This window comes from Microbacterium sp. NPDC056003, assembly GCF_042274785.1.
Lineage (GTDB): Bacteria > Actinomycetota > Actinomycetes > Actinomycetales > Microbacteriaceae > Microbacterium.
In genome coordinates this window covers 1514499-1534092 of sequence record NZ_JBHJXQ010000001.1, presented here as the reverse complement: position 1 = coordinate 1534092, position 19594 = coordinate 1514499, and the positions used below count along the sequence as shown (strand labels likewise).

At 69.2% G+C, this 19594-nt stretch carries 15 protein-coding genes; 6 read left to right on the top strand and 9 right to left on the bottom strand.

Features of this window, described 5'->3' with window-relative positions; translation table 11 throughout:
* Nucleotides 1–906, bottom strand: a complete 906-nt coding sequence (locus ACFC1W_RS07135; protein ID WP_375990341.1) for an Ltp family lipoprotein — start codon at nucleotides 904–906, stop codon at nucleotides 1–3.
* 101 nt (nucleotides 907–1007) lie between these two features.
* Complete coding sequence (locus tag ACFC1W_RS07130; protein ID WP_375990338.1) at nucleotides 1008–2444, bottom strand: DUF222 domain-containing protein; 1437 nt, start codon at nucleotides 2442–2444, stop codon at nucleotides 1008–1010.
* Between the two features lie 230 nt (nucleotides 2445–2674).
* On the opposite strand from ACFC1W_RS07130, the gene ACFC1W_RS07125 reads away from it, so the two are divergent.
* The gene (locus ACFC1W_RS07125; protein WP_375990336.1) at nucleotides 2675–6064 is read left to right on the top strand and encodes a DEAD/DEAH box helicase family protein; all 3390 of its coding nucleotides are present in this window, start codon (nucleotides 2675–2677) and stop codon (nucleotides 6062–6064) included.
* A gap of 1085 nt (nucleotides 6065–7149) precedes the next feature.
* Nucleotides 7150–9270, top strand: coding sequence for an RNA 2'-phosphotransferase (locus ACFC1W_RS07120; protein WP_375990334.1), 2121 nt, complete (start codon nucleotides 7150–7152; stop codon nucleotides 9268–9270).
* A gap of 133 nt (nucleotides 9271–9403) precedes the next feature.
* On the opposite strand, the gene ACFC1W_RS07115 is transcribed toward ACFC1W_RS07120, so the two are convergent.
* The 5 genes from ACFC1W_RS07115 to ACFC1W_RS07095 are packed head-to-tail and all read right to left on the bottom strand — an operon-like array spanning nucleotide 9404 to nucleotide 14138.
* On the bottom strand, nucleotides 9404–9859 hold the full coding sequence (locus ACFC1W_RS07115) for a hotdog fold thioesterase (protein ID WP_375990331.1): 456 nt from the start codon (nucleotides 9857–9859) through the stop codon (nucleotides 9404–9406).
* 4 nt (nucleotides 9860–9863) lie between these two features.
* Nucleotides 9864–11054, bottom strand: coding sequence for a bifunctional 2-methylcitrate synthase/citrate synthase (locus ACFC1W_RS07110; RefSeq protein WP_375990328.1), 1191 nt, complete (start codon nucleotides 11052–11054; stop codon nucleotides 9864–9866).
* Between the two features lie 23 nt (nucleotides 11055–11077).
* Nucleotides 11078–11977 carry a methylisocitrate lyase gene (gene prpB / locus ACFC1W_RS07105; protein ID WP_375990326.1) on the bottom strand — a complete coding sequence of 300 codons (900 nt, stop codon included), beginning with the start codon at nucleotides 11975–11977 and terminating at the stop codon, nucleotides 11078–11080.
* Nucleotides 11977–13503, bottom strand: a complete 1527-nt coding sequence (locus tag ACFC1W_RS07100; protein WP_375990323.1) for an MmgE/PrpD family protein — start codon at nucleotides 13501–13503, stop codon at nucleotides 11977–11979. Before ACFC1W_RS07100 ends, prpB begins: the two co-directional genes overlap by 1 nt.
* Nucleotides 13500–14138: a GntR family transcriptional regulator gene (locus ACFC1W_RS07095; protein ID WP_241112662.1), complete on the bottom strand. Its 639-nt coding sequence runs from the start codon at nucleotides 14136–14138 to the stop codon at nucleotides 13500–13502. Before ACFC1W_RS07095 ends, ACFC1W_RS07100 begins: the two co-directional genes overlap by 4 nt.
* A gap of 164 nt (nucleotides 14139–14302) precedes the next feature.
* Between ACFC1W_RS07095 and ACFC1W_RS07090 the strand changes: the two genes are divergently transcribed.
* The 4 genes from ACFC1W_RS07090 to ACFC1W_RS07075 are packed head-to-tail and all read left to right on the top strand — an operon-like array spanning nucleotide 14303 to nucleotide 17914.
* Nucleotides 14303–15262: an ATP-binding cassette domain-containing protein gene (locus ACFC1W_RS07090; RefSeq protein WP_375990319.1), complete on the top strand. Its 960-nt coding sequence runs from the start codon at nucleotides 14303–14305 to the stop codon at nucleotides 15260–15262.
* Nucleotides 15259–16878 (top strand): ABC transporter permease, encoded by a 1620-nt coding sequence (locus ACFC1W_RS07085; RefSeq protein WP_375990316.1) that lies wholly within the window; start codon nucleotides 15259–15261, stop codon nucleotides 16876–16878. The genes ACFC1W_RS07090 and ACFC1W_RS07085 overlap by 4 nt, the downstream gene beginning before the upstream one ends.
* 21 nt (nucleotides 16879–16899) lie before the next feature.
* Nucleotides 16900–17373 carry a GbsR/MarR family transcriptional regulator gene (locus tag ACFC1W_RS07080; RefSeq protein WP_375990313.1) on the top strand — a complete coding sequence of 158 codons (474 nt, stop codon included), beginning with the start codon at nucleotides 16900–16902 and terminating at the stop codon, nucleotides 17371–17373.
* A 10-nt stretch (nucleotides 17374–17383) separates the two neighbouring features.
* Nucleotides 17384–17914, top strand: a complete 531-nt coding sequence (locus ACFC1W_RS07075) for a ribonuclease H (protein ID WP_375990311.1) — start codon at nucleotides 17384–17386, stop codon at nucleotides 17912–17914.
* A gap of 42 nt (nucleotides 17915–17956) precedes the next feature.
* Here ACFC1W_RS07075 and ACFC1W_RS07070 read toward each other — a convergent pair whose 3' ends face one another.
* Nucleotides 17957–18430: an NUDIX domain-containing protein gene (locus tag ACFC1W_RS07070; protein WP_375990308.1), complete on the bottom strand. Its 474-nt coding sequence runs from the start codon at nucleotides 18428–18430 to the stop codon at nucleotides 17957–17959.
* Between the two features lie 9 nt (nucleotides 18431–18439).
* Nucleotides 18440–19453 (bottom strand): aldo/keto reductase family protein, encoded by a 1014-nt coding sequence (locus tag ACFC1W_RS07065; RefSeq protein ID WP_375990305.1) that lies wholly within the window; start codon nucleotides 19451–19453, stop codon nucleotides 18440–18442.
* Between the last annotated feature and the right edge of the window lie 141 nt (nucleotides 19454–19594).

Genomic DNA, 19594 nt, shown 5'->3' with positions numbered 1-19594 from the left:
CTAGTACCCGACGGCCTTGAGCCCGAACTGGATCTCGGCGTCGGTGAACCCCTCGTATGCGAGCTGGTCGTACAGGCCCTGGCGCGAGAACGACGAGAACTCGAGGTAGTCCGCCGCCTTCTCTGCCGCTTCGGCGTTCCAGTCGGCTCCGGCGTTGTCGGCACCGAAGGTCGCCTCCTCGGTGGAGTAGCCCTCGTACTCAAGCTGATCGATCAGACCGGACCGTGAGAAACCGGAGTACTCCAGGTAGTCCTGCGCCTTTCCGATCGCGTTCTGCTGGGCGAGCGTATAAACCGGCTTTGACGCTTCACTCGTGACGCTCAGCTCGAGACCCTCCAGCGGGTGCTCTCCTGCGGTGGGCTCCTGTGCGGTGACGACCCAGTCGTCAGCGACATCGCCGGGCACGAGCGCGAGCCCAACCGCGTCGAGCGCCGCGCGCGCCTCGGCGATCGTGGAACCCACGAGGTCGGGCACCTCGACCGTCTCAATCGGGGCGGCCGACGGCGCTTCGACCTCTTCGGCCGGCTTGACGCTGTCGGCGACCGGACGCGCCGGCTCGTCGTCGGACGACGCGCGATCGCCGTTCACGCCGTTGGCGATGATGCTGATCAGCACGAGCACGCCGCAGACGATGAGTGCCCACTGCCACCAGCGGAGCTTCGGCAGCCCCCGCTTGGCCGCGACGGAGCCACCGCCATCGACCTCGGAGGGGACGGCATCGAGCGCCGTCACGCCGGAAGCCGAAGCGGCCGCGACCGCAGCGGCACCGGCGGAAGCCGCGTCGGCGGGCGCGGCGTGCACAGTCCACTGCCCGCCGTCCCAGTAGCGCTGGCCGTTGGAGTCGTGCGGGTCGGGATACCACCCGGCGGGCGGGAGCTCGGGTGAGAGGTGGGTGTTGTCAGACATGGTGGGATCTTTCGGTCGTTCGAGGCACAGACCCCCAGGCGTGTGCCACCAGCCGATGGCCAGTCGAACAGGACACACCAGACCTCCGACATTGGCCAGAGTCAGCGCGCGGAGGCGGTCCGCGAACGCAGGCGCTCGCGCATCCGAACGGGTGACGAGGTGACCGCACGCCACTGCATCGACGAGTCCCACCAGCACGGCCCGCGCACCTCGGGCACGCCGTTGCGCATTCGCACCTTCCACCCGCCGGTGTCGAGGGTGCGGTGGTGGTGCCAGCAGAGCAAGACACCGTTGTCGGTGTGGGTCGGTCCGCCTCGCGAGTGCTCCTCGACGTGGTGGATCTCGCACCAGGCGGCGGGCACATGGCAGCCGGGAATGACGCAGCCGCCGTCGCGCAGCGCGATGGCCTTGCGCTGATGCGGGCCGAACACCCGGTCGACGGTGTGGATGGCGCGGATGCGGCCCGCGTCGTCGAGCAGCACCCGCTGCACCGCGCCGGTGCACGCGACCTGCCGCGCCACGGAGAGGGACACCGGCTCGTCGCAGCCGTCGATTTGCGCGTAGCCGCCTTCTGACCGGAGGTCGCTGGCAGCGACCGACACCACCAGCGTGGGCGCGGCCCCGCCGATCGTCGGCACCTCGCCCGAACGGGCGGCCACCGAGAGGATCGTGGCCAGCGCGTCGTGCTGACGTTGCACGCGACTGCGCGGGTCGGCCTGCGAAACAACCGGACCGAGGGGGTTTTCGGCGTCGGCCTCATCGAAGCACGGACCCGCGGCCGCACCGTCGCCCTTCGGGTTCAAAATGCTGTGGAACAGCGTGTCGAGCTGACCGGCGACCTCGGGAAGAAGGTTCCCGCGGACGGGCACGAGCCCGTCGCGGCAGACGCCGAGGCTGAGTCCGCGCTTGCGCATGGCCCGGGCCCCGCGCGGCTCGGCGCCGTCTTGGTCGAGGTACGTCGCCCACACCTGCGCTAGCAGTCGTAGGTCGTCGGCGCACGGCGCCGGGCCCCCGTCACTGCCGGCTCCGCGAGCGGATGCCCCGAGCTCGTGATCGGCGGCGAGCCGGGCCTCGACCGAGCAGCCGGCAGCGTCGAGCGCTCCCGCGACGGCGACGAGTCCGCCGAGCCCGACCGCGCCCTCAGCGAGGGCCTCGCGCATCGCGGGGTAGGCCGGGGGAAGCACCTCACCGCTTGTCAGGGCCACGGGCTGTGAGATCGCATGTGCCGCACGCAGCAGCTCGCCGGTGGCGCGGGACGAATCGCGGGTGACGCGCTGCACGAGTTCTTTCATCGACCGGCACCCGTGCACGGTGGTGATCCGCTCGGCGTGGGGCGCGGCATCCGCTCGCTCTTGCACCACCCCGACCACCTCGATGAGCAGCGCCTCGCTCAGGCGGACGAGTCCCGCTGCGCTCGACATCAGCCCGAGCGCCTCGTCGTCGGTCGCCGCTCGAAGATCGCCGTCGCGAAAGGCGGAGGCGACCACGTCGGCAAGCGCTCGCTGCAACCCGTCGAGGGTGTCGGCGAGGTGGCTCATACAGGGACCCTGCCACCAACCTCCGACATTCCAACCCCGCACAAATGCCAGGTCAAATGGTAATTCACCTGTGGATAACCCTGCCGGAAGCGGCCATGTGGAGGAGGCTCCGACCCACGCCGAGCACTCTGCACCGGGCATCCGCCGCCTGCCGCGCTCAGCCGCGTCCGCACCGTTCGCTAGCATGTGGCGAGAGCAGGGGCCGAGCCTGCCAACGGGGGGGGCCGTTCGTGGGGAATTTCGACTTCGTGCGGGATCGCTGGCCGAAGGTGTGGGAGGCAGCATCCCGCGCCGAGGCATACCTGCGCAGCGATCCGCGCGCCTCCGCGACGTACTCGCGCCGCGCCGGCGAGATGTTCACCGAGTGGATCTACGCGGCCGAGTCGCTCCCCCGGCCGTACGACGACTCGTTCGCGAACCTCACGGCCCAGGCCGGGTTCCGCCAGGCGGTCGGTCAGAACGTCCAAGGCGGCCTGCGCATCGTCCGCCTCGTGGGCAACGACGCCGTGCACAAGGATGACGAGCTTCCCCTCGGCCGGGCGCGCGGCTCGCTCGAGCAGCTCCACACGATCTGCCGCTGGCTCGACCACTGCTATGGCGACCCTGACGGCGCTCCGCCGGCCGCATTCGACTTCGCGCGGGTGCCTCCCGCGCCGGCCACCGTCGTCCGCCAGGCGCGCGTCGAGCTGGAGCGAACGCAGGCCGAGTTCGACGAAGCCCGCAGCGCCCTGGCGCGCGAGCGCGAGCGCAACGCCGACCTGCAGCAGCAGCTCGAGGCGCTGCAGGCCGAGGCGGCCGCGGCGAAGGCGGCGAACTCCACCGCGAACGCACAGCTCGGTCTGCCGGACCCGACGCTCGCGACCGAGGCCGAGACGCGACGCGACCTCATCGATCTGCACCTGCGCGAAGCGGGCTGGGCGCTCAGTGACGTGCGCGACCGGGAGTGGCCCGTCACAGGCATCCCGAGTCCATCCGGCACCGGCAAAGTCGACTACGTGCTCTGGGGCGACGACGGCAAGCCGCTCGCCGTCGTCGAGGCGAAGCGCACGACCAAGAGCGCGAAAGAAGGCCGCCTTCAGGCGGAGATCTACGCCGATGCCCTCGAGCGCGACTTCGGGCAGCGGCCGGTCATCTACTACACGAACGGCTACGAGACCTGGCTGTGGGACGACCGCCGCTACCCGCCCCGCGCGGTCGCCGGCTACATGACGAAGGATCAGCTCGCGCTGACTATCCAGCGACGACACTCGCTGAAGCCGCTCGCCCACGCGACGATCGACCGCGCGATCGTGGAGCGGCCCTACCAGCAGCGCGCCATCCGCGCGGTGACGGAGGCGCTCGAGCAGAAGCGTCGCCGGGCGCTGCTCGTCATGGCGACCGGCACCGGCAAGACCAGGACCGTCATCGCCCTCGTAGACGTGCTGCAGCGGGCTAACTGGGTCAAGCGCGTGCTCTTCCTCGCCGATCGCACCGCGCTCGTGAACCAGGCCGTCGGCGCCTTCAAAACACATCTCCCCGACAGCGCACCGGTCAACCTCGTCACCGACCGCGGCAGCGACGGGCGGGTCTTCGTGTCGACGTATCAGACCGTCATGGGACTCATCGACGCCGGCGACGACGCGCTGCGCCGATTCGGCCCCGGCTACTTCGACCTCATCGTCGTCGATGAGGCGCACCGCTCGATCTACAACCGGTACGGCGAGATCTTCGATTACTTCGACGCCCTGGTGGTCGGGCTCACGGCGACGCCGCGCGCCGACGTCGACCACAACACGTACCGGCTGTTCGAGCTCGACGACGGCGTGCCCACCGACGCCTTCGAGCTCGACGACGCGATCGCCGGCGGCTACCTCGTTCCCCCGGTCGCCCGCCCCATCGACCTCGGCTTCATGAAGCGCGGCATCCGCTACGCGGACCTGTCTGACGAAGAGCGCGAGCGCTGGGATGCGCTGGAGTGGCAGGACGGTGAGGTCCCTGACGAGATCGATGCCGCGGCGATGAACCGGTGGCTCTTCAACGAGGACACCGTCGACAAGGTGCTCGAGGTGCTGGTCGAGGAGGGTCGCCGCGTCGGCGGCGGCGACGTGCTCGGCAAGACCATCGTGTTCGCGAAGAATCAGCGCCACGCGGAGTTCATCGAGGAGCGGTTCGACGCGAACTTCCCCGAGAAGCGCGGCGAGTTCGCGCGCATCATCACGTACGCGTCGGGGCCTTACGCGCAGTCCCACATCGACGCCTTCTCGACCCCCGGCAAAATGCCCCAGCTCGCCATTTCGGTCGACATGCTCGACACCGGCATCGACATCCCCGACGTCGTCAACCTCGTGTTCTTCAAACCCGTCAACTCGCACACCAAGTTCTGGCAGATGGTGGGCCGGGGCACGCGGCTGCGACCCGACCTCTACGGGATCGGCGACCACAAGCGCGACTTCGTCATCTTCGACGTGTGCGGCAATATCGACTTCTTCAACGAAGGCCTGGCCGAAGCACCCGCCCAACGCTCGCGCTCCCTCTCGGAGCGCAGCTTCCTGCTGCGGACACGGCTCCTCGCTGCCCTCAATACGACGAGAGAAGCGGATGCCGCGCCCCTGCGCGCCTCGCTGGCGCAGCGCCTGCACGCCGCAGTCACGGGCATGAACCACGACAACTTCCTGGTGCGCAAGCACCTGCGCCCCGTCGAGAGGTTCGGGGTCGCCGAGGCGTGGGAGGCGCTCGGCCCGGGCGACCTCGACGCCGCGGCCGCGCTGGCCGGCCTGCCCTCGGCGGGGGAACAGGACCCTGACGAGGCGGCGAAGAGGTTCGACGCCCTCGTGCTCACGGCGCAGGTCGCGCTGGCCGAGGGCGGCCCGGTGCCGAGCGGTGTGGCAGGCCGAGTCATCGACATCGCCCGCGCCCTGAGCGATCAGCGCAGCATCCCCGCGGTCGCCGCCGAGGCCTCGCTGATCGACGCGGTGACCGACCCCGCATGGTGGGAAACGGTCGACGTCTCGCTGCTCGAGACGGTGCGTGTGCGGCTGCGCGGGCTGGTGCGCCTCATCGACCCGACAGGCCAGGCCACCATCTACACCGATTTCGAGGACACCCTGGACGCCGCTCGCTACGTCACCCTCACCCGCCTCGTACCTGGGTTGAATCGCAAGGCGTTCCGCGAGAAGCTGTTCGGCTTCCTCCAGGGCAGCTCCGACGTGGCGCTGCACAAACTGCGAACCGGACGCCCCCTCACCGCGACCGACCTCCAGCAGCTCGAGCACGTGCTGACCTCTGCCGGCGGACTCGACGCCGCGCAGCTCCGCGACGAGGCGACGGGCGTCGGCGGTCTCGGCCGGCTGGTGCGCTCGATCGTGGGCATGGATCGCTCCGCGGTCGAGGAAGCGCTCTCAGACTTCGTCTCGGCACCCGGGTTCACCCATCGCCAGCACGCGTTCGTCGATCTCGTCGTGCAGCAGCTCACGATCGCCGGCTACCTCGATCCACGTCGGCTCTACGAGGACCCCTTCGACGGGGTCGCCCCGGAAGGTCCCGACGAGATCTTCACCGACGCCCAGGTGGTCGACCTCATCGACCGGATCCGCCGGGTGGACGCGAGCGCCGAACCGGCGCCGGGAGTGGCGACCGGGTAAGCACGGGAGAGTACGGCGCACATCCCGAACCTGCGGTTCTCTCCACTGATCGAGAAACTTAGTTCCAACCCAGGACCAGGCCTGCCACCCATGCCACTAGATTGCTTAGTCATCGCCCACGCCGGGCGGACTGGCCCCGGAAGGAGGAATCAATGTCAGCACAACCAGGTCCCACGCCAGCGACTGTTGCGAATCGGCTGAAGAAGCAAGACTTGCCGCTCGATGCGACCACCTTCAAGAAGGTCCTCGGCCAGTCGTTCCCTCGCAGCCTCTGGATGGCGATGCAGGCTGGCGCCAACATCGATGATGCCCTGCGCGAGTGGACCGGATCCGCTGGAGCTGCGGCGGTCGAGCGGTGGGGGGACGCTACCGCGCCACCTTCCGAAGTGGCTCGGCTCCTCCAGACGGGATCGCCGCCGTCACGGAATCTGCTTGCCGCCCTCGTACAGGAAGAGCACCTGTGCTCCCGGGCTCGGGAGATTGGGCCATATCTACGCGGCTACGGACTTCGTCTCGAGGATTTGATACTCCGCGCGCGGGACTGTGTCGCCCAAGCGGCTCTAGAGACTGCGTTCGAGGCGACGTGGGTTCGACGCACTGTGTTCGCCCGATCACTGCGCCTTGCACAGTACTACCTCGCCTACGTGATCGATGCCGCTCGCGTGCAGGGCGGTGAGGCGCCAAGTTCAGCCGTTACTCGCATGGGGATCGCGACGGTTCTATCAGCGCGCTTCGCGAGCGTACCTCGTGATGAGCTCACACAGGCTTGCTCGGCTCTCCTCACTGCCTATAGGCAAGGCTCGATGCACGCGCTCGATTACTACCTCGAGGGGGCAACCTGGCTATATGACTTGCACGGGGATGAGGAAGCTCTGCGGGAAGCGGTCGGTCACACGATGAACGCCCCCACTCCAAATCTCCGCCCTGAAGTCCGATACATGAACACTGCTGATGTATGGATAAAACTTGCTGGGGAAGCCACAAATGGCCGAGCTCGAGAGCAATTTCGGCTACGTGCGGTCCAACAGCTGGAGAGTGCGCGCATTGCCGGGTGCAGTCGGAGCGAGGACCATCTTCGACTCGAGATGAGCATCGGATTGGTGGAGGCGTTTCGTGAAACGCCCCGGAGCGCCCGCGGGGTTCGATTCCCGTTCGGCCTGCGGTCGCCGCATCTCGAGCCGCCGGAACTGCTGGTGGACGCAGCATCCACTATTCTCAAGCGCATTCGGGTCTCCAAGCGGAGCGGTGAGTTCGTCTTCCGCGACATCGCTGCCGAACTCGAGTCATTCCTCGCACGCCGAGTCGCCGATCCGAAGTATGCGGAAGCGCTGCTGGAGGATGCCATCCGCACGCGAATCGGGGGCCCGCGAAATCAGCCGCTGAAGGGCTGGCGACAAGAACTTGCGCTAGCCGAAGATCGCCTGCTGCTCGCGCGCCTGGCTCAACGGCCAAGTGTCCGCCTGGAGGCTGTTCGATTTCTTGTTTCTGACGCGGGCAGGGATGATCAAGCGCTCGCGACACGCTTCGCGGTCTTGGCCGCCGACGTTGAATCGGGTGGCCCCGTGGTAGGCGGACTGTCCGGCGTGGACGCAGACATGCTCGTCGCGCTTCGCAGTGGCGACTCCGACTATCTATTCGGAATGGCAGCCCGCCACGCGCTGGACAGTCACGATGTCACGCGTGTGACGCTCGGCGGACGAAATGGCGTACTCGCGCTGAGTGACCTCGACAACGCGAATGGGCACACATTCGTGTTCAAGCGCCAGACAGCGCAAGGGCAGACCCGCGACTCGCGTCGAAGCGCGTCATTGAAGTCGGCCGTTACGCTTGCGAGTCGCCGCGACCAGTTCGGACTCGTCGACCACCTCGCCACGATCCCGGCGGCAGCTTCAACAGATGAAGTGCTCTCCATTCGCCGGTTCAGCCGAGGCACTACGCTGCATGACCACATCATCCGCGTCGGCGCCCTGGCGAGGCCGGAGGTCATGTCAGCCGCGCAGTACCTCGCCGTGATTCATGCGCATGAAATGCCAGAGGCGCAACCTGATGGCATGCGCCGCACAATCAAGGAATCCGAGCTCGGTCGGTGGCTGCGAGCACTGTTCAACCAAGAGCAGGCGAACAACATCTTCAACGCATGGTGGGAATTGGTGGCCGATGCGCCACCTATCCCCCGCCGGGACGCTCACGGGCTCAATTGGTTGGTCGAACCCTCAGGGACGATTGTCGCGCTGGACTTCGACGCTCAGGGATGCCGGCCGTTCGGATACGAACTTGCCCAACTACTCGAAGACTGTCCGGTGTTTCCCGGCGACGATCTACAGAGCCGCCTGGCGGCGCTCGACCTCTACCGAGCCGAATTGAAGTCGACCGCACCGGGGGCATCCTGGCCTGACACGTCGGCAGCCGAGCGGTTCTTCGGTGCGGGACTGATCGCGCGAGTAGTTCAGGTGTTGACGAATCCGACCGCCCCTCGCGATCAGAAGCTCGCGTCGGGAGAGCTTCTCGTTGCACTTGGCGCGGTCGAATCCCTGATTCCGCGCGTGAGTCCACTGGCCAAGACTCTCTCGGCGCGATGGGCGCAGGTGACTGGCATGTCGAGCACCGGCCTCCGCCCTGTCATGAGCGACGCGGATCGCCGTCGGCTAAGCAGAACCATGGCTTATCACCTCCGCCACAACCCCGCGGCGCCCACGTCCCGCGAGGGATGGGTAGATGTGAGAGAACTGGCGGATCTAATGTTCGCCGCCGGCCATAAAGTCGGGCCTGATCAGATCCGTTACATCGCTGGCGCGCTTGGTGAGACTCGATTCGAACTCGACGGCGATGACGTTCGCGCTTTGTACGGGCATTCCAACCGGGCAACTATCCCCTACGTGCGTCGGGACACCCCTCCCGCGCTCTTCCACGCCACGCCGCTCCGAAATTTGAATAGCGTGCTTGAGGCGCTCGATGGACTGCGACCGGTCGGCAGACAGTGGGTGCACCTCACCGAGAATGTGAGCGTAGCCATGCAGAGTTCGAAACGCCATCACGGCCCCATCGCCGTCCTGGAGGTGGACTCGTCAGCGATCGAGGTATTCCACGCTTCTGGGCCGGTGTGGCTTACCGCGCGCGTCCCAGCGAGCAGTCTCAAGATCGTCACCCTTGAGCGCCTACGTGAACTGGTCGATGACGGTCACAGGACCGGTTCGGACTACTTGTAGTCGGCGCCTGGTTTCACGTCGTCCGAGTCTTGATCGTTCACCGGGGCGGCGCGACGGCCGCACATCAGTCCGGCTCGCTCCACGACGGGCATCCGCACGCTGGATCACCGACGGAACGGCGGCGAGGCGAGCCTCAGCCTCGCTCGCCGGGCTTGGCGTAGGTCGACCGCTGCTCGATCACGGCGAGCGTGCAGCGCGAGATGCAGGCCAGCCGGCCGGCGTCGTCGACGATGCGCACCTCCCACACCTGCGACCGGCGGCCGATCGCGGCGGGCGTGGCCGTCGCGGTCACCCACCCGGCGAACACCGGGCGGATGTGGTTGGCGTTGATCTCCTGACCGACGACGTGGAAGCGCTCGCGGTCGACGGCCAGGTAGCCCGCCCACGACGCGAGTGTCTCGGCGAGCGCGACCGACGCGCCGCCGTGCAGGACACCGGCCGGCTGGACGGAGCGCCGGTCCACCGGCATCCGTCCCACCAGCGCGTCGTCTCGGACCTCGACGATCTCGATGCCGAGGTTCTCGATGAGCGTGCCCGTGGCCATCGCCGCAAGGTCGATCCCCGAGACGTCGCCGAACCACAGGCTCACGGCGTCACCCCGCGGCTTCCTCTTGGCGCTCGGCGGCGGCGAGCTCGGCCTCATCGGGCACGTAGCCCTCGATGTGGCGCTCGTCGGGCCCGTTGTACGCCGACAGCGGGCGGATGAGCGCGTTGGATGCGGCCTGCTCCATGATGTGCGCGGTCCAGCCGGTGACCCGCGCCGCCACGAAGAGCGGCGTGAACGTCAGCGTGTCGAAGCCCATGAGGTTGTACGCGGGGCCCGACGGGTAGTCGAGGTTCGGATAGATGCCCTTGCGGCTGACGAACTCCGACTCGAGGGTGTCGTAGAGCGCGGCGACATCCGGCCGGTCGTAGTGCTCGACGAGCGTGTCGAGCGCCTTCTTCATCGTCGGCACGCGCGAGTCGCCCTTCTTGTAGACCCGGTGCCCGAACCCCATGATCTTGCGCTTCTCGGCGAGCGCCTCGTCGAGCCACGGCACCACGTTCCCCGCCTCGCCGATCTCGTCGAAGATGTGCAGGACGGCCTCGTTGGCGCCGCCGTGCAGCGGGCCCTTGAGCGCGCCGATCGCACCGACGACAGCCGAGTACAGGTCGCTCAGGGTCGAGGTGACCACACGGGCGGTGAACGTCGAGGCGTTGAAGGAGTGCTCCGCGTACAGGATCATCGACCGGTTGAACGCATCGACGACGACCTCGTCGGCCTCTTCGCCGAACGTCATCCAGAGGAAGTTCGCCGCGTAGTCGAGGTCGTTGCGCGGGGCGATCGGCTGCTGACCGCGGCGGCGGCGCTGGCCGTACGCGACGATCGCCGGGAGGACGGCGAACAGACGGATGCTGCGCGCGAGGTTGTCGTCGGCGCTCCCGCTGGCGTCGAGCACCGAGCCGATGCCCGCCATGTCGCGCGCGCCGATCAGGCTCACGGCGGTGCGCACTTCGTCCATCGGGTGGGCGTCGACGGGCACCAGGTCGATGGCGGCGCGCACGTCCGGCGGCAGCGCGCGGTAGGACCGCTCGGTGGCGCGCAGGTGCGCGAGCTCGACCTCGGTCGGCAGCTCGCCGTGCCAGAGCAGATACGCGACCGCCTCGAACGGCTGGGTCGAGGCGAGCTCCTGCACGGGGTATCCCCGGTACAGCAGCGAGTTCGTCTCAGGGTTGACCTTCGAGACAGCCGTGTAGTCGACGACGACGCCGGCAAGGCCCTTCTTGATGTCGGGTTCGGTCATGACTGCTCCTTCGGGTCAGTGACTCAGCGCTGGATCTGGAAGTTGAAGACGTCCTGGTCGAAGTGGTTGTACTGCTCGTAGTCGATCAGGTCGTACAGATCGGCGCGGTGCTGCATATCGCCGAGCTTCGAGGTCAGGTGCCCCTCGTCGACGAGCGTATCGAGCGCGCGGGATGCCGCGCCCATCGCGATCCGCAGCAGCGAGACGGGCCAGATCACGATGTTGACTCCGGCACTGCGCAGCTGGTCGGTCGAGAAGAGGTCGCTCTTGCCGAACTCGGTCATGTTCGCGAGGATCGGCACGTCCAGCGCGGCGCGCATCGCCTCGAACTCGCCCAGGTCGCGCATCGCCTCCGGGAAGATCGCGTCGGCTCCGGCATCCACCAGCGCCTTCGCACGGTCGATCGCGGCATCCATCCCCTCGACCGCGCGGATGTCGGTGCGCGCCATGATCAGGAAGTTCGGGTCGCGACGCGCGTCGACGGCGGCCCGGATGCGCTTCACGGCGGTGTCCTCGTCGACGACGGACTTGCCGTCGAGGTGACCACAGCGCTTCGGGTTGATCTGATCCTCGATGTGCGTGCCGGCGAGGCCCGCGTCCTCCAGCGTCTGGATGGTCCGGGCCACGTTCATGGGTTCGCCGAAGCCGGTGTCGGCGTCGATGATCGCCGGCAGATCGGTCATCCGGGCGATCTGCTGCCCGCGGCCGGCCACCTCGGTGAGGGTCGTGAGGCCGATGTCGGGCAGGCCGAGGTCGGCGGACAGCACGGCACCCGAGATGTAGACGCCTTCGAAGCCCTTGCGCTCGATCAGCCGCGCGCTGAGCGGGTTGAATGCGCCGGGGAACCGGAGGAGCTCGCCCGAGGCGAGCCGCTCGCGGAGCAGGCGCCGCTTCTCGGCGGCCGTCACGCCGGAGTACAGCATCAGAACAGGCCCTTGGGCGCGGGCGCCGCGGCGAGCACGCCGAACTCGGCGACGATCGAGAGCTGCTGCACCTCTTCCGGGGTGAGCTCGGGCAGGCGCTCGGCGAGATCGAGGAACCGGTCGATCTCCTCGGCGGAGAGCACCGGCTCCGCGAGGATGCGGAACTTGCGGATGTAGTCCGCGCGGGCGAACGGGCGCGCGCCGAGCGGGTGCGCGTCCGCGACGGCGATCTCGTCCTCGATCGTCTCGCCGCTCGTCAGGCGGATCTCGACGCGACCGCCGAAGGCCTTCTCGTTCGGGTCCTCCGAGTGGTAGCGGCGCGTCCACTCCGCGTCCTCGGCGGTCGTGATCTTGTGCCACAGCGCGACGGTGTCCTCGCGGCCCGCGCGCTCGGGGGCGTACGAGTCGACGTGGTGCCAGCCGCCGTCCTGCAGCGCGACCGCGAAGATGTAGGGGATCGAGTGGTCGAGCGTCTCGCGCGACGCCTTCGGATCGTACTTCTGCGGGTCGTTCGCGCCGGAGCCGATGACGTAGTGGGTGTGGTGCGAGGTGTGCAGCACGATCGACTCGACGTTCGCCGGGTCGGTCAGCTCGGGGTGCTCGCCGTGCAGCTTGCGCGCCAGGTCGATCCACGCCTGCGCCTGGTACTCGGCCGAGTGCTCCTTCGTGTAGGAGTCAAGGATGCCGCGCTTCGGCTCGCCGGGGGCGGGCAGCGGCACGTCGTACGAGGCGTCGGGTCCGTCGAGCATCCACGCGACGACGCCGTCCTCGCCTTCGTAGATCGGGCTCGGCGAGGTCTCGCCGCGCATTGCGCGGTCGACGGCCTCGACCGCCATCTTCCCCGCGAAGGCGGGGGCGTGCGCCTTCCAGGTCGAGATCTCGCCCTTGCGCGACTGGCGCGTGGCGGTGGTGGTGTGCAGCGCCTGGCCGACCGCCTGGTAGATCGTCTCGACGTCGAGACCGAGGAGCGTACCGATGCCGGCCGCGGCCGAGGGGCCGAGGTGCGCGACGTGGTCGATCTTGTGCTTGTGGAGGCAGATCGCGCGCACGAGGTCGATCTGGATCTCGTAGCCGGTCGCAAGGCCGCGCACCAGCGCCGCGCCGTCGGCGCCGACGTGCTGGGCGACCGCGAGGATCGGCGGGATGTTGTCGCCGGGGTGCGAGTAGTCGGCCGCCAGGAAGGTGTCGTGGTAGTCGAGCTCGCGCACGGCGACGCCGTTGGCCCACGCCGCCCACTCCGGGCTGGTGCGGCGGTCGAGCGCGCAGCCGAACACGGTCGCACCGTTGCCGCCGACCGACACCGCGTGGTCGAGGGCCTGCTGGCGAGCCGCGCTGACGGGAGCGCGGGTGAGGGATGCCGCGGCCACAGCGGCGTTGTCGATGACGCGGTTGATGATCATGTCGACGACGTCGGGCTCGACCTCGACGGGATCGGCGGCGACCTCGGCGATGTGCCAGGCGAGCTGCCCCTCGCGCGCGAGGTTCTCATCGCTGCGGTGGACGCGGAGGTGGTGGGTGACGGTCATGATCGTCCTAACTTCAGTGACTCGAGGATGTTCGTGAGCGCGTTGTGCAGGTGCACGTGCGTGGCGTGCGCGGCCAGGTCGGCGTCGCGCGCGGCGATCGCCGAGGCGATCAGGCGGTGCTCGGCGGCCGAGACCGCGAGCCGGTCGGGGTTGTCGCGCGCGAGGCGCCGCACCCGCACGAGATGGGTGCGCACGGTCTTCAGCGCGGCGGTGAGGTACTCGTTGGCGACCGACTCGTCGAGGCGGCGGTCGAACCGGGCGATGAGGGCGTAGTACGCGTCAGGACCGGCGGCGCCGGCGACGTCCGTGCGCGCGAACTCGTCGGCGAGGTCGGCGAAGGCAGCGGCATCCCCGCGCTCGGCGGCGAGACGGGCGGCGGACTCCTCCAGCGCGCGGCGCACCTCGAAGATCTCGCGGATGTCGCCGGCGTCGATCGGCGTGACGACGGTGACGCGCGGCGACTGCTGGGCGACGAGCCCGTCGGCCGCGAGCCGCCCGAGCGCCTCACGCAGCGGCGTGCGGCTGACGCCGAGACGCGCGGCCTGCTCGACCTCGCCGAGCACCGCACCGGGGGGAAGGGCACCGTTCTGGATCTCGTCGAGGAGCGTCGCGTACGCCCGGTCACTCGCCCGCATCGTCCGCACCTCCTCGATCACAACGCGACCCAGTGTATACATAAACCGATTGGAGAGCGAGCGTATGCCGCCTCCTGGCCCCATTCGTATACATAGAGATACTTTGCGCGTGCATGAGCGTGAACACAATTCACAAATTCGTGAAACAGGTGTAGCTTCCCGGCATGACCACAGTCATTCGCACGAGCGGACTCACCAAGCACTACGGCCGCGTCCACGCCCTCGACGGTCTCGACCTGCAGGTCGACGAGGGGCAGGTCCACGGCTTCCTCGGACCCAACGGCGCCGGCAAGTCCACGACGATCCGCATCCTCCTCGGGCTCGCACGGCCCACCGGCGGGGAAGCCGGCGTGTTCGGCGCCGACCCCTGGCGCGACGCCGTCCGCCTCCACCGCCGCGTCGCGTACGTGCCCGGCGACGTCAGCGTCTGGCCCAACCTGTCGGGGGGTGAGGCGATCGACCTCCTGGCCCGCCTGAGGGGAGCGACACGGCATGATGCGACGTACCGCGCGGAGCGCGCACGCCTGATCGAGGCCTTCCAGTTCGACCCGCGCAAGAAGGGCCGCACCTATTCGAAGGGCAACCGGCAGAAGGTCGCACTCATCGCCGCCTTCGCGGTTGCGGCAGACCTCTACATCTTCGACGAGCCCACGAGCGGCCTGGATCCGCTCATGGACGTGATGTTCCGACGGGAGATCGCCCGCGTGCGCGCAGCGGGAGCGACGGTGCTGCTGTCGAGCCACATCCTCTCCGAGGTCGAGCAGCTGTGCGACCGCGTCTCGATCATCCGCGCGGGACGGATCGTCGAGTCCGGCACCCTCGCCGACCTCCGTCACCTCACCCGCACCGAGATCTCGTTCGACGGAGCGGATGCCTCGGCCGCGATCGGCATCCCGGGCGCGAACGACGTGGCGGCCGAGGACGGGAGGGTGGGCTTCACGATCGACAGCGCGGCCGTGGCGGCCGCGCTCCCCGAGCTGGCGCGCCGCAACGCCGTCGGGCTGCGTATCGCGCCGCCGTCGCTCGAGGAGCTCTTCCTCCGTCACTACGGCGACGAGCTCGGAAGCACGACTCCGTCGGCGGCCGAGCAGGGGCGGGGCAGCGAACTCGAGGATGCGCAATGACCGGACTCTGGGCGCTGCTGCGGCTGCGCACGCGGCGGGACGCCGTGCAGGTGTCGATCTGGACGCTGGCGGTCCTGCTCCTGGCGTACGGGTCGAGCGTCGGCGTGGCGGAGAACTTCGGAAGCCTCGAGGAGCGCACGTCTCTGCTCTCGCTCGCTGTGGCCAATCCGGTCATCCTGCTGTTCCGCGGGCTGCCCTCGGGCACCGCAGAGGGTGCGTTCATCGTGTTCCTCGTGCTGCCCTTCCTGGCGATGCTCGCCGCGCTCATGGCGACGTTCCTCGCGGTGCGCCACAGCCGTGCCGATGAGGAGTCGGGTCGCGCCGACATGGTCGCCGCGACGCCCGCCGGCCGCGGCGTGCCGTTCGCCGCCACCGTCGTCCACGGCATCGTCGCCTGTCTGCTCCTCGGAGCGGCCGGCGCCCTCGGATTGGTGCTGAGCGGGCTCGCCCCTGCGGGCAGCCTGGTGACCGGCGCGGCGATCACGGCCACGGGACTGGTGTTCCTCGGGGTGGGTCTCGTGGCCGCGCAGCTCTTCCACAGCGCCCGAGCTGCAAACTCGCTCACCGTCTCGCTGCTCGTGGCGTGCTTCGTCGTCGGGGGCGTGGGCAACGCACTGGGCACGCCGGACGCCACGCTGACGCGCATGACGAGCAGTGGCCTCGCGTGGGTGTCTCCGTTCGTCTGGGCCGAGAACAGCCGGCCCTTCGCCGACGACGACCTCCGCCCCCTGCTGCTCGCCGCAGCCGTGACCGCTGCCCTCGCCGGACTCGCGCTGGCCATGCAGGCCTCCCGCGACGTGGGCTCCGGGTTGCTGCCCGCGCGCCGCGCGAAGCCGCATGCCGGACCGCTGCTGTCCGGCTCCGTCGGGCTGGCCTGGCGCCTGAGCGCCGGATCGCTGATCGCGTGGACGCTCGGCAGCGCGGTGGTGGGGGTGCTCTCCACGTCGCTGGCCGCGGTGGTCGAAGAGGTGGGCACCGGGAACGCGTCGGTGCAGGCGATCCTCGAGCGGCTCGCAGCTCAAGGGTCGATGGATCAGGGGCTGCTCGTGACGTTCTTCGTCATGGTGGGTGTGCTCGCCGCGTGCTACGGCGTGCAGACCGTGCAGCGTGCCCGGCAGGAGGAGACGCACGGCACGGCCGAGGCGGCGCTCGCGACGCCGCTCGCCCGCGGGCGCTGGCTGGGCGCCTTCCTGCTCGTCGCACTTCTCGGCATCCTCGTCATCACGGGCGCCGCGGTCGCCGGGGCGGGGATCGCGCTGGCGGCGACCGACGGAGATGCGTCGCTGCTCGCCGACGCCCTGGTGGTCGCCGCCGGTCAGGCGCTCGCGGCCGCGGTGTTCGCCGCGCTCACTGCCCTCATCTTCGCCCTGGCCCCGAGGCTGACCATTCCGCTGAGCTGGGGGCTCGTCCTCGTGGCGGCCTGCGTCGCACTGTTCGGGACGATCTTCGGGGTCGACGAGGACATCGTGGCGCTTTCGCCGTTCGCGGCCGTACCGCTGCCGTCGGGCAACGGCGTCGACCAGAACGGCGTGCTGTGGCTGGTGGCCGCGGCCGCGGTCGGGGCCGCGGCATCCGTCCTGCTCATGCGCCGCAGGGACCTCGCCCCGGGAGGATAGGTTCGAGACGGGAGGATCCGAATGGGGGACGCACACGCGAACGCTGCGCATCCGGGCGTCGAGGCGGCCGAGCAGGCGGCCGCGATGCTCGCCGCCGCCGGGATGCCGCGCATGCCGGCCCGGGTGATGATGGCGCTGGTCGGCTCGCCCGACGAGGGGTACACCGCGGCTGAGCTGGCCGAGCGCCTCGGGGTGTCGGCCGCTGCCGTGTCGGGGGCCGTGCGCTACCTGATCTCGATGCGGCTGATCCAGCGCCTCTCGCGCCCGGGAGACCGCCGTGACCGCTACGACCTGGTCGACGACGCGTGGGGAGGCATGATCACATCGAACTCCCCGCTCTATGCGGCGCTCGCGACACAGATGGACCGCATCGCCGACGAGAACGCCGACGCTCCCATATCCGTCGCGCGGGCTCGGGAGATCGCCGACTTCCTGCGCTATCTCACCCAGCGCATGCCCCAGCTCGTGGACGAGTGGCGGGCGGGGTCCGGGTAGCCTTTCCCGAGTGACCGACTCCCCCCGCTACATCGTTGCCACCGACGGCGCCTGCAAGGGCAACCCCGGACCGGCGGGGTGGGCGTGGGTCGGCGAGGACGGCCAGTGGGCGGCGGGGTCGATCCCGGTCGGCACCAACAACATCGGCGAGCTGTTGGGACTGCTCAAGGCCATCGAGGACCACCCCGACGTCGAGAACCTCGTGGTGCAGGCCGACTCGAAATACGCCATCGACACCTACACCAAGTGGATGGACGGGCACCGCCGCCGCGGCTGGAAGACCTCGACCGGCGCGCCGACGAAGAACGTCGACCTGCTCGAGCAGCTCATCGCCGCGCGCGACGCCCGGCGCGCCGCCGGCCTTCCCGACGTCGTGCTCGAGCACGTGCGCGGGCACTCGGGCCACGTGCTCAACGCCTGGGCCGACGAGCGCGCCGTGCGCGCGTCCGAGCACGCGGCCAAGGGAGTCGCGAGCGCCTGGTCGTCGCTCGGCGCGCAGGATCCGATCGACGTCTCGGTCGCGCCGAAGAACGGGCGCTGAACCTACCCGTTCCGTTCCACTCCGCTCGCTCGACGACCCTATTCAGGCCCCGGCCTCCGCGAGGTGCGACTCGAGTGCGTCCAGCGCGGGCCGCTGGCCCTTCACGAGCTTCTCGCGTGCGGCGGGAAGCGGCATCCACTCCACTCTGTCCACTTCGGGGAAGGATGCCGTCCGGCCCGATCTCGGTGGCCACTCGAGCTCGAACTCGCCGAACTCCAGCCCGTCGAGCGAGAGGGCTGCACCGTCGGCGACGAACACCGTGACGCGCTTCCCCGACGAGTAGGCGAAGGTGCCGAGCTCGGCGTACGGTCCGCCCGGAGGGTCGATGCCGAGTTCCTCGCGGAATTCGCGCTGCGCCGCATCGAGCGCGGGCTCGTCCCCCTCGCTGAACTCGCCCTTCGGGATCGACCATGCGCCGGCGTCCTTCGACGCCCAGTACGGGCCGCCCATGTGCGCGATGAGCACCTGGGGTTCGGGGCCGAGCCGGTAGAGGAGGACACCGGCGCTGGTCGTCATGCGGCGAGGCTAGACGATGCGCGTCTTGGGCGAAACGCCGTAGGTGTCTTCGGGGTCGTCGTAGACGGCGCCGGCGAGCGCGGTGTCGATCGCGGCCATCGTGTCGGCGTCGAGCTCGACGCCCGAGGCCTTCACGGTGTCGGCGAGCTGCTCCGGGCGCGAGGCGCCGACCAGCGCCGACGCGACGTTCTTGTTCTGCAGCACCCACGCGATCGCGAGCTGCGGCATCGTGAGCCCCGCCTGCTCGGCGATGGGCGCGAGCCGCTGCACGGCCTCGAGCACCTCATCGCGCAGGAAGTCCTTGATGAACTGCGCGCCGCTCTTCTCGTCGGTCGCCCGCGAGCCCGCGGGCACCGGCTGACCGGGCCGGTACTTGCCCGACAGCACGCCCTGCGCCATCGGCGACCAGACGATCTGCGAGATGCCGAGCTCCTGCGAGGCCGGCACGACCTTGCCCTCGATCACGCGCCACAGCATCGAGTACTGGGGCTGGTTGGAGATGAGCTGGATGCCGAGTCCCTTCGCCAGGGCGTGCCCCTCCCGCAGCTGCTCGGCCGTCCACTCCGAGACGCCGATGTACAGCGCCTTCCCCTGGCGGACGATGTCGGCGAATGCCTGGAACGTCTCCTCGAGCGGCGTCTCGTAGTCGAAGCGGTGCGCCTGATAGAGGTCGACGTAGTCGGTGCCGAGGCGCGCGAGCGATCCGTTGATCGACTCCATGATGTGCTTCCGGCTCAGTCCGGTGTCGTTGGCGCCGCGAGGTCCGGTCGGGAAGTACACCTTCGTGAAGATCTCGAGCGACTCGCGCCGGTGGCCGGCGAGCGCCTTGCCGAGCACGGTCTCGGCGGCGGTGTTGGCGTACACGTCGGCGGTGTCGAACGTCGTGATGCCGGCATCCAGCGCCGCGTGCACCGTCTCGATCGCCGCCGTGTCGTCGACCTGCGATCCGTGCGTCACCCAGTTGCCGTAGGTGATCTCCGAGACCTTGAGACCGCTGTTGCCGAGATACCGATAGTTGACCATCAGACAACGCTATCGGCGGGAGGATGCTGCGGGGCCGCCTGTCCCACCCCCGTGCGGTTCACAGCGGGAAAGCGGATACTGTCCTGGGCGGACTCGGTGTCACCGACGTCACCGGTCACGTCGTCTCCCGCGACGCGACGA

Bases quoted from the DNA above. Each gene is read 5' to 3' on its own strand.
- ACFC1W_RS07135 (WP_375990341.1), bottom strand. From the start codon at position 906: ATGTCTGACAACACCCACCTCTCACCCGAGCTCCCGCCCGCCGGGTGG.
- ACFC1W_RS07130 (WP_375990338.1), bottom strand. From the start codon at position 2,444: ATGAGCCACCTCGCCGACACCCTCGACGGGTTGCAGCGAGCGCTTGCC.
- ACFC1W_RS07120 (WP_375990334.1), top strand. From the start codon at position 7,150: ATGAGCATCGGATTGGTGGAGGCGTTTCGTGAAACGCCCCGGAGCGCC.
- ACFC1W_RS07110 (WP_375990328.1), bottom strand. From the start codon at position 11,054: ATGACCGAACCCGACATCAAGAAGGGCCTTGCCGGCGTCGTCGTCGAC.
- prpB (WP_375990326.1), bottom strand. From the start codon at position 11,977: ATGCTGTACTCCGGCGTGACGGCCGCCGAGAAGCGGCGCCTGCTCCGC.
- ACFC1W_RS07100 (WP_375990323.1), bottom strand. From the start codon at position 13,503: ATGACCGTCACCCACCACCTCCGCGTCCACCGCAGCGATGAGAACCTC.
- ACFC1W_RS07095 (WP_241112662.1), bottom strand. From the start codon at position 14,138: ATGCGGGCGAGTGACCGGGCGTACGCGACGCTCCTCGACGAGATCCAG.
- ACFC1W_RS07090 (WP_375990319.1), top strand. From the start codon at position 14,303: ATGACCACAGTCATTCGCACGAGCGGACTCACCAAGCACTACGGCCGC.
- ACFC1W_RS07085 (WP_375990316.1), top strand. From the start codon at position 15,259: ATGACCGGACTCTGGGCGCTGCTGCGGCTGCGCACGCGGCGGGACGCC.
- ACFC1W_RS07080 (WP_375990313.1), top strand. From the start codon at position 16,900: ATGGGGGACGCACACGCGAACGCTGCGCATCCGGGCGTCGAGGCGGCC.
- ACFC1W_RS07070 (WP_375990308.1), bottom strand. From the start codon at position 18,430: ATGACGACCAGCGCCGGTGTCCTCCTCTACCGGCTCGGCCCCGAACCC.
- ACFC1W_RS07065 (WP_375990305.1), bottom strand. From the start codon at position 19,453: ATGGTCAACTATCGGTATCTCGGCAACAGCGGTCTCAAGGTCTCGGAG.